Origin of the sequence: Pseudoalteromonas sp. TAE79, assembly GCF_000498015.1 — a bacterium.
Taxonomy (GTDB): domain Bacteria; phylum Pseudomonadota; class Gammaproteobacteria; order Enterobacterales; family Alteromonadaceae; genus Pseudoalteromonas.
Map to the genome: position 1 here is coordinate 1 of NZ_AUTL01000033.1, position 9,292 is coordinate 9,292.

Annotated in this window: 7 protein-coding genes and 1 pseudogene; 7 read left to right on the top strand and 1 reads right to left on the bottom strand. The window is 40.0% G+C overall.

Annotation, left to right across the window (positions count from 1 at the left end; all coding sequences use genetic code 11):
• Together L655_RS0100945 and L655_RS0100950 are read left to right on the top strand one after the other, a co-directional pair.
• A partial coding sequence (locus L655_RS0100945; protein WP_024603787.1) for an ABC transporter permease subunit occupies nt 1-345 on the top strand: 345 nt, incomplete at its 5' end.
• Nucleotide 346: 1 nt separating this feature from the next.
• Nucleotides 347-1,375 (top strand): ATP-binding cassette domain-containing protein, encoded by a 1,029-nt coding sequence (locus L655_RS0100950; protein WP_024603788.1) that lies wholly within the window; start codon nt 347-349, stop codon nt 1,373-1,375.
• Here L655_RS0100950 and moeB read toward each other — a convergent pair whose 3' ends face one another.
• Entirely contained in the window at nt 1,376-2,134 is a 759-nt protein-coding gene (moeB, locus tag L655_RS0100955; RefSeq protein WP_024603789.1) for a molybdopterin-synthase adenylyltransferase MoeB, read from the bottom strand.
• 288 nt (nt 2,135-2,422) lie between these two features.
• Between moeB and L655_RS0100960 the strand changes: the two genes are divergently transcribed.
• The 5 genes and pseudogenes from L655_RS0100960 to L655_RS0100980 all read left to right on the top strand — a co-directional run.
• Nucleotides 2,423-3,892, top strand: coding sequence for a NarK family nitrate/nitrite MFS transporter (locus L655_RS0100960; RefSeq protein ID WP_024603790.1), 1,470 nt, complete (start codon nt 2,423-2,425; stop codon nt 3,890-3,892).
• Nucleotides 3,893-3,905: 13 nt separating this feature from the next.
• Nucleotides 3,906-5,648, top strand: coding sequence for a bifunctional protein-serine/threonine kinase/phosphatase (locus L655_RS0100965; RefSeq protein WP_024603791.1), 1,743 nt, complete (start codon nt 3,906-3,908; stop codon nt 5,646-5,648).
• 9 nt (nt 5,649-5,657) lie between these two features.
• Nucleotides 5,658-6,851: an alginate export family protein gene (locus tag L655_RS0100970; RefSeq protein WP_024603792.1), complete on the top strand. Its 1,194-nt coding sequence runs from the start codon at nt 5,658-5,660 to the stop codon at nt 6,849-6,851.
• Nucleotides 6,852-7,078: 227 nt separating this feature from the next.
• Nucleotides 7,079-8,602: pseudogene (locus L655_RS01000000124830) on the top strand (FAD-dependent oxidoreductase).
• A 26-nt stretch (nt 8,603-8,628) separates the two neighbouring features.
• Nucleotides 8,629-9,292: molybdopterin-dependent oxidoreductase (locus L655_RS0100980; RefSeq protein WP_024603793.1), on the top strand; the 664-nt coding region annotated here is incomplete at its 3' end.

A 9,292-nucleotide genomic window follows, 5' to 3' on the forward strand; every position in this document is an offset into this window, starting at 1 on the left:
GGGTTTAAGCATATTAATCAAACCTATAACGAAGCTGCCATTGCGCTTGGATTAAGCCCATTTAAACGCTTTGTGCATTTAATTATTCCGCTTTTAAAACCCAGTATTGGTAGCGCATTTGCTTTAGGCTTTGCGCATACATTGGGTGAATTTGGTTTGGTATTAATGATTGGCGGTAATATTCAGGGGCAAACACAGGTGGTGTCTATTGCGCTTTATGACCATGTTGAATCGTTAAATTATACGGCGGCGCATCAGCTTTCACTTATTTTACTGGCTATTTCGTTTGCCTGTTTAGTGCTGTTATTTAAGTTTAATAAAAGCATTGTAGGGGTTAAGCAATAACATGATTAAGTTAAGCCTTTTTAAAGCACTCAATAATTTTGATTTAGATATAAACCTTGAGCTTGAGTCGTTTAATGTATTGGGTGTTTACGGTCCTTCAGGCTCCGGTAAGTCAACATTACTGCGTTGTATTAGTGGTTTAGAGCCTGCAAAAAGTGTTCATATTAATAATCAGCCAGTGCATGAGTTGCCAAGTGATAAACGCGGTATAACGCTTCAGTTGCAATCGTGCCCGTTGTTTCCTCATTTAGATGTGGCAGGTAATTTAGCGTTTACACAAAAACACTGCGAAAATAAGCAAACCAGCTTAACGCTTCAATACGTTGTTAAAACACTTGAATTACAAGATTTACTAAATCGTGATGTACAAAGCTTATCGGGTGGCGAGCGCCAGCGTGTAGTATTTGCGCGCACTTTGCTTGCCGGTCAAAAATTTATAATGCTTGATGAGCCTTTTAGTGCGCTTGATTGGTCATTGCGCTTTAAAACACTTAATAAACTCAATGAGTTAGCCGTTAAGTTTAATATTAAATTTATAATAGTAAGTCACTCATTAAAAGAGCTGCTATTTTGCTGCGATACCCTTATTCAGCTTGATAAAGGTAAGGTGATAAACCAAGGTGCAAGTGCGCACGTTGCAAAAGCTATTTACGCAAACGACAGGCAAACACCGCTGAGCTTAATTAATTACGATGTGGTTAAATTTGATAAAGACTACGGGCTATATCAACTGCAATTACAGCAAAGTGAGCAACCGCTTTTTGTGCTTCCTGCACTTGTCGATAGCAGTAATAAGCTAATTATAGAAAGTGAGCAAATGTCGTTTAGTGCGTTAAAGCCTGAGCAAACAACGCACAGTAATGTTTTAAGGTCGGTATTAACTCAGGCTGAGCTTATTAATAATAAGTGGCAGTTAACGCTTAATGTTGACGGGCAAACTTTGTTTGGCTTGGCTTCAAGACGAGTGTGGGACAAAAACGACTTTAAAGTGGGCGATGTGCTTTATACAACAATCAGTAATCTAGAATAACTAAATGCTGCACACCGCACATTGACTATTTTTAGCAATTTTAAAACGATTAAATTCCATGCTTAAACCATCTACCAGCAATAAGTGTTCGCTTAAGCCGCTGGGTAAACCAGCAAGCATTTTTAGCGCTTCAGTTGCCTGAATACTGCCTATTAACCCCACAATAGGAGAAAGCACACCAGATTCAGAGCAGCTTTGTGTTTGTTCACTAAAAAATTGCGATAAACAACCATAACAATGACTGTTTTCATCCATAGTAAAACACGCGACTTGTCCTTCCATACGTATTGCAGAGCCTGACACTAGCGGAACTTTAGCTTTAAAACAGGCGCTATTAAGTGCATTACGCGTTGCTAGGTTATCTGAGCAATCAATCACTATATCAATGTTATTAAATAGCTGTTCTGTAGAGGTATTTACATCAAAAAATGCCTCAATGGTGTTTATATCTATTTCACTATTAAGTGCGTTAAGCTGTTTTTTTGCAGCACTGCATTTTGAGCTACCAATATCACTTTCTTTATACAGTATTTGCCTTTGCAGGTTGGTCACGTCTATTTCATCGTTATCAATTAAGGTAAGCGTGCCTACGCCAGATGCCGCTAAATATTGACTTACCGCACATCCAAGCCCACCCACACCAACAATTAAAGCATGCGATTGCCATAGTTTCTCTTGTCCGTCTATATCAAGCTGCGGCAGCATAATATGCCGAGAATAGCGTAGTTGCTGTTGGTACGTTAACGGTGCTTTTTGCATTTTTAAACATCTCATACTTTTTTTGAACAATACCAATTTGTTAAATCCTAGAGCAAGTAGTAACGCTTTTTATTTGCACTCTAACAACCCAGAGCCCTTCACTCATATAGTGCAACTATAACGTATAAAAACAACTGTTTCATGTAACCACATGAAATTTATAGTTTTTAATTAGTGGCTCAGTAATTGCTATATCGGGTTAACTTAAATTTAACAAAAATTGGGCTGCTACTCATATAAAAGGGTGGGGCATTAATAAAACAATAATACGTTTACGAGGAAATAAACATGCAACCGAGTTCTGGATTTAACTTAATATCCTTTAAAGGAAAAATGAAAGTATTACATCTGAGTTGGATGGTCTTTTTTGTGTCATTTTTTGTATGGTTTAACCATGCTCCTTTATTAGGTGCAATTGCGGGCTCGCTTGGTATTACCATGGCACAAGTTAAAACATTACTAATTTTAAATGTAGCGTTAACTATTCCTGCCCGTGTTGTGGTGGGTATGCTGACCGATAAATTTGGTCCCCGGATTGTTTATACCGCGCTACTTATTACCTGTAGTATTCCGTGTTTTATGTTTGCTATGGCAACCACATTTGAACAAGCCGCTATAGCGCGTTTTGCGCTAGGCTTTATTGGTGCTGGCTTTGTTGTGGGCATTCGTATGGTGAGTGAATGGTTTCCTGCTAACGAGCTGGGCATAGCAGAAGGTATTTATGGCGGCTGGGGTAACTTTGGTTCAGCAGCAGCGGCTATGTTATTACCAATTATTGCACTTATGTTTGGTGGCGAAGATGGTTGGCGTTACGCAGTAGGTTTAACGGGTGTATTAAGCGTTATATTTGGTATTATTTGGTACTTAAATGTAACCGATACACCAAAAGGCGGTACATACTTTAAGCCTAAAAAAGTAGGCGCAATGGAAGTAACCAGTAAAGGCGACTTTGTATTACTTCTTATTATGAAAATCCCTATGTATGGTGCACTAGCATTACTTACTTGGAAGCTTTCACCAACCGGTGCTAACCTAATTTCGGCTAACTTTGTACTTGCCGTGTATGCTTTTTTAGTTCTGCTTTATATTTACGAAGTGTATAAAACCTTTGATGTAAATGGTCATATTTTTAAAGAGCCTGTACCTGAGTCGCATCGTTATGAGTTTAAGCAAGTGGCTGTTTTAAATATTTTATATTTCACAACCTTTGGTTCTGAACTTGCGGTTGTATCTATGTTACCGCTGTTTTTTATGGATGTATTTGCGCTTGATATGGTCTACGCGGGTATTTTAGCCTCAGCTTATGCATTTATGAATTTAGCATCTCGCCCAGGTGGCGGTTGGATTTCAGATAAATTAGGTCGTCGTATAACACTTATTGTACTTACGACAGGTCTTGCTGTTGGTTATTTTGTAATGGGTTTGGTTGATGCATCTTGGCCTTTATGGCTTGCAGTTGTTGCGGCTATGGCATGTTCGTTCTTTGTGCAAGCAGGTGAAGGCGCTGTATTTGCCGCAGTACCGCTAATTAAGCGTCGTTTAACTGGGCAAATAGCTGGGATGACAGGTGCTTACGGTAATGTAGGTGCAGTAGTGTACTTAACGGCATTGTCACTTGTTGATTATCAAACTTTCTTTTTCATTATTGCGGGTAGTGCATTACTTGGTCTAGCTGCACTGTTTTTTATGAGAGAACCAGATGGCCATATTACCGAAGTAAATGAAGACGGCACCGTTGAACTTATTTCAGTGACTTAAGGCATTATTGACTATGTTTGATGAAACACTCCACGCTAAATCGCTAAAAAATGAACTCAACGTTTCATTTGGCGGGCACAGTGCTAAAGGGTTAAAAGCAGAAAACCAAGATGCGTTTGCAGCTCTTAATACCAAAGCGCAAGAAAAAGAGTCTAAAGGCGTTATTGCCTGCTTAGCCGATGGGTGTTCATCAGCAAAAAATGCTAAACAAGCGTCTCAACTTTCGGTTACTCATTTTATAAATGAGTATTTAAATACCCCCGAAAGTTGGGCGGTTAAAAAGTCAGTGTCGAAGGTGTTAGCAAGTTTAAATCAGTGGCTTTATTCGCAATCAGTTAATTACAATCACTTAGGTCAGCGCCAAGCCGATTGGATGACGACTTTTACAGCACTTATTTTAAAGTCGGCAACGGGTTATATATTTCACTTAGGTGATACGCGTATTACTCGCTTGCGAGGAAATAAAATAGAGGCAATAACACGGGATCACAAAGTAAACAATACCCTAACGCGTGCACTTGGCGCACAACTTCATCAAGAAATAGATGTATACGAAGTTGACCTAAAAGCAGACGATATTTATATATTAACCTGCGATGGCGTACACGATGTGCTCCCAAGTAGTGATATAGCTAAATTAATTAACGAGTACACTAATTTAGAAAATGCAGCTAAAGCAATTACCGAACTTGCATTAGCACGAGGCAGTGACGACAACGTAAGTTGTTTACTGGTAAAAGTAGAAAATATTGCCGAGCAAAAGTTAGATGAACTTTACCATTCGCTAACACGACGAAAAATTCCACCTGCGCTTAATGTTGGGCAAAAAATTGATGACTACACGGTTATTCGTAAATTACATGCCAGTAGTCGCTCGCACATTTATTTAGTGCAACAAGCGCCCGATATACCGCCAGTGGTTTTAAAAGCACCTTCGGTTAATTTTGAAGACGATGTGCACTACCTTCAAGGCTTTATAAGAGAAGGCTGGGTAGGGCAACGCATAAACCATTTAAACGTGATGAAAGTGCTAAGTACGCAATCGCAGAGTCGTTTTTTGTATCATATTTGTGAGTACATGGACGGGCAAACACTCAGTGATTGGAAGCACGACGTGCCGCACCCAGAAATAACCCAAGTACGCAGTATTATTGAACAAATAGTACATGCACTAAGGGCGTTTCAGCGACTCGATATGGTACATCGTGATTTAAAACTCGATAATGTAATGATAGATGCGCACGGTAAAGTAACGCTAATAGATTACGGCACAGTAAGTGTTGCGGCTATGGACGAGTCGGTTAAACAAATTGCGGATGATTGCCCGCAAGGCACTGCCGACTACACCGCACCCGAAACACTTATTACTATGCACGCCGATTTTAAAAGTGATTTGTTTTCACTTGGCGTGATTGCATATGAGTTATTGTGCTCAAAATTGCCTTATGAACCACTGCCACTTAACCACGTAGCGCCAAAAGATTACAGCCATTGGCATTACACAAGTATTCGTAAATACAGAGCCGATATTCCGTTTTGGTTAGATCAAGCCCTTATGAAGGCGCTTGCCCCTAAACCTGAGCTCAGATACCAAGCGTTTTCTGAGTTTATAAACGATATCAACAAACCTAATCCTTATTTAGAAAGTACCGCTAATAAAAGTTCAATAATGAAACGCGATCCAGTTATGGTGTGGAAATGTATTTCGCTGTGTTTATTTATTGCTTTGGTATGTGTATTAATAATTAAAACTTAGAGAACCAAAATGCTTAATTACAAGAACAACTTACCTATTATTTTTATACTGGGTTGCTTCACTGCGCCTTTAATAAGCCAAGCTGCGCAAACTGATCTTGATTTTAGACTGCGTTTTGAAAGCGTTGATCAAGAAAATGCTCTAAAAGATGCAAGCGGCTTAACACTTAGAACCCGCTTAACGCATCAAACAGACGAGGTGAATGGTTTTTCAGCACTTATTGAAGTAGAAGACACTCGCAGCCTATTGGGCGTAGATGATTACAACAATACAGTGGGGAAAAACACTAATTATTCTGTTATTGCAGACCCAGAAAACACTGAGATAGACCAAGGCTTTGTTAAATATGCCCGCGATGGTCTATCGCTAAAAGTAGGGCGCCAAATAATAGCTCTTGATGGGCAGCGTTTTGTTGGGCACGTAGGTTGGCGCCAAGACAGACAAACCTTTGATGCCGCGACCATTAATTACGCATTTAATAACATAAATTTACAGTACAGTTATTTAAATAAGCGTAACCGCATATTTGCTGACGATAAAGACATTAAATCGTCCGATCATTTAATTAATGCAAGCTTTAAAACAGACTACGGTAAAGTGGTTTTATACAGTTACTTATTAAGTGACGATGCACTACAAGACGACAGTTTAGATACTTATGGCGTTTCTTTTAACGGTAATAAAACCCTAAACGACATAAAATTTTATTACAAAGCGGAGTATGCAACGCAGTCTGCTTCAACAAGCGTGAGTGATTTTGATGCCGATTACTATGCACTTGAAGGCGCTGTCGATTTAAATGGGTTGGGCATAAAAACAGTAACATTAAAAGTTGGCATAGAGTCACTTGGCTCTGATAATGGCGATTACGGGTTTGCAACACCGCTTGCCACGTTACATAAATTTAATGGTTGGACAGATACGTTTTTAAATACACCCACACAAGGTTTGGACGACACTTACATAAGCTTAAACGGTAAAGCGTTTGACGGAAAATGGCTGGTGGCTTATCACAGTTTTGATGCCAATGAGCAATCAAATGGGGTTGACGATTTAGGCAGTGAGCTAAACGTACAATACGTTAAACCTATTAACAAACAATACGCAGTGGGTGTTAAATACGCCGATTACTCAGCGGGGGATACTGCTGCTAATAAAGTCGATACTCAAAAATTATGGGTATGGATGAGTGCTAAATTTTAACCCTCACTATCTTCTAGTATCCTCTTGTAATTTATAGCGACACAAGATGGTGCAATTGCACCATCTTGTGGGGCTTTATGCTTTACACCTCTGCACCAAAGTAGGCAACTTACTGATATTAAATGCTTATATATTTGGCTTGCATATTGCTATAACAATCCTATAACAAATTATTCGATTTCAATTTTAGTCAATTACTAAAATAGGTATCACTTTAAGGTGGGTGAATGTTAAGCAAGCAGCGTGTTGTAGTGGTAGGAAACGGAATGGTCGGGCACCATTTTGTGCAGCAGCTAGTTTCTCAAAATCAAGCTGATGAGCAATTTGAAATTACGGTACTTAGCGGTGAAGACCGTTTAGCGTATGACCGTGTACAACTATCCTCTTTTTTTAAAGGCAAAACCGCAGACGACCTCGCACTTACATGTAATAAAACCTATGACGATTGGCAAGTACGCTTTCATACTCATTCTAAAGTGGTTGATATAAATCGTGATACGCAAACTGTAACGACCGCTAAAGGGGAATTGTTTGAATACGACAAACTTGTGCTTGCTACAGGTTCATTCCCATTTGTACCGCCTATACCGGGTAAAGATCGCGAGCATTGCCTTGTTTATCGCACCATTAACGATTTACACGCAATAAAAAATTCAGCCCACGGCAGCAAAGTAGGCGTGGTAATTGGTGGCGGTTTACTGGGGCTTGAAGCTGCAAACGCATTAAAGTAATTGGGTTTACATACTCACGTAATAGAATTTGCACCGCAACTTATGGGTGTACAAGTTGATGCTGGTGGCGGTCGGCTACTAAAAAACAAAATTACAGATTTAGGTGTTACTGTGCATACATCGGTAGCAACTGAGGAAGTAGTAGAAGGTGAAAGTTGCCGTTACAAAATGTGTTTTAAGGGCGGTAAAACCCTTGAAACCGACATGATTGTATTTTCGGCAGGTATTCGCCCTTATGATAATTTAGCCCGCGAGTTTAATTTAGAGATAGGTGAGCGCGGCGGTATTGTAATTAATAACCACTGCCAAACGAGCGACAAAAACATATACGCTATTGGTGAATGTGCACTGTGGAATAATTTTATTTTTGGCTTAGTGGCACCTGGTTACGCCATGGCTAAAATAGCAGTTGGTCATATTTTACAAGATACGCAGCAAGGTTCCTTGCAAAGTACTGGCTTAGACAATAAAGCCGATGAATTTAGCGGTGCCGATATGAGCACTAAGCTCAAATTAATGGGTGTTGAAGTAGGCTCTATTGGCGATGCACATGCAAGAAGCGAAGGTGCAATAAGCTATTATTTTGAAGATCAACCCAATGGTATTTATAAAAAAATAGTCACCAATTCACAAAGTAATAAGCTGATTGGCGCGGTACTTGTTGGCGATACCAGCGATTACGACAATTTGCTGCAATATCATTTAAACGACATTGAACTTACCACCGCTCCCGAAGCGCTCATTATGCCCCTTGCCGGCGACATAGCAGAGCTAAGCGCCGATGACTTGCCTGATGACGCCATTATTTGCGCTTGTCATAAAGTAACTAAACACACCATTGAACAAACAGTCGCTAAAGGCTGCATAGATTTGGCAAGTGTGCAGCAAAGCACCAAAGCCAGTACAGGCTGTGGAGGGTGTGAAAAGCTCGTTCAAAATGTAATAAACAGCGCGCTCGCTAAGGCAAGTAACACTATTAACGTAGTTACCCTTAATGAGCCTGTAAAACAGCCTGCATAAATTAAAGCACACTAAAAGAGAGCAGTATGACAACCGCAAACACATCACCAACTATAAATAAAACCAGTTTAAAACAAACAACATGTGCTTACTGTGGTGTAGGGTGCGGTGTTGATATTTCACTTTTTAATAATGTGCCAACCAAGCTTGAAGGCATGCGAGAGCATCCCGCAAACTTTGGTCGTTTATGTGTAAAAGGCACGCATTTGCTCGACACAACAGGCAGTGATAATCGCTTAACGTCGCCTCTGATTAATAACCAAGCCGTTACGTGGGATGAAGCCACCGACCATGTTGCCAATAAATTTAACGACATAATACAAAAGCACGGACCCGATGCTGTGGCATTTTATGTATCGGGGCAATTGCTTACAGAAGATTACTACATTGCTAATAAATTAATGAAAGGCTACATAGGCTCAGGCAATATTGATACAAATTCGCGCCTGTGTATGTCATCTGCTGTGGCAGGTTATAAACGCGCTTTTGGTGAAGACGTAGTGCCGTGTACCTACGAGGATTTAGAGCAAACTGAGCTACTTATTTTAATTGGCTCTAATGCAGCGTGGACTCATCCGGTTTTGTATCAGCGAATGGAACGTGCAAAGCAGCTTAATCCAAATATGAAAGTGGTGGTTATTGACCCGCGAAAAACCGACACTGCTGAGCTTGCCGACACATTTTTAAATA

Bases quoted from the DNA above. Each gene is read 5' to 3' on its own strand.
- L655_RS0100950 (WP_024603788.1), top strand. From the start codon at position 347: ATGATTAAGTTAAGCCTTTTTAAAGCACTCAATAATTTTGATTTAGAT.
- L655_RS0100960 (WP_024603790.1), top strand. From the start codon at position 2,423: ATGCAACCGAGTTCTGGATTTAACTTAATATCCTTTAAAGGAAAAATG.
- L655_RS0100970 (WP_024603792.1), top strand. From the start codon at position 5,658: ATGCTTAATTACAAGAACAACTTACCTATTATTTTTATACTGGGTTGC.
- L655_RS0100965 (WP_024603791.1), top strand. From the start codon at position 3,906: ATGTTTGATGAAACACTCCACGCTAAATCGCTAAAAAATGAACTCAAC.
- moeB (WP_024603789.1), bottom strand. From the start codon at position 2,134: ATGCAAAAAGCACCGTTAACGTACCAACAGCAACTACGCTATTCTCGG.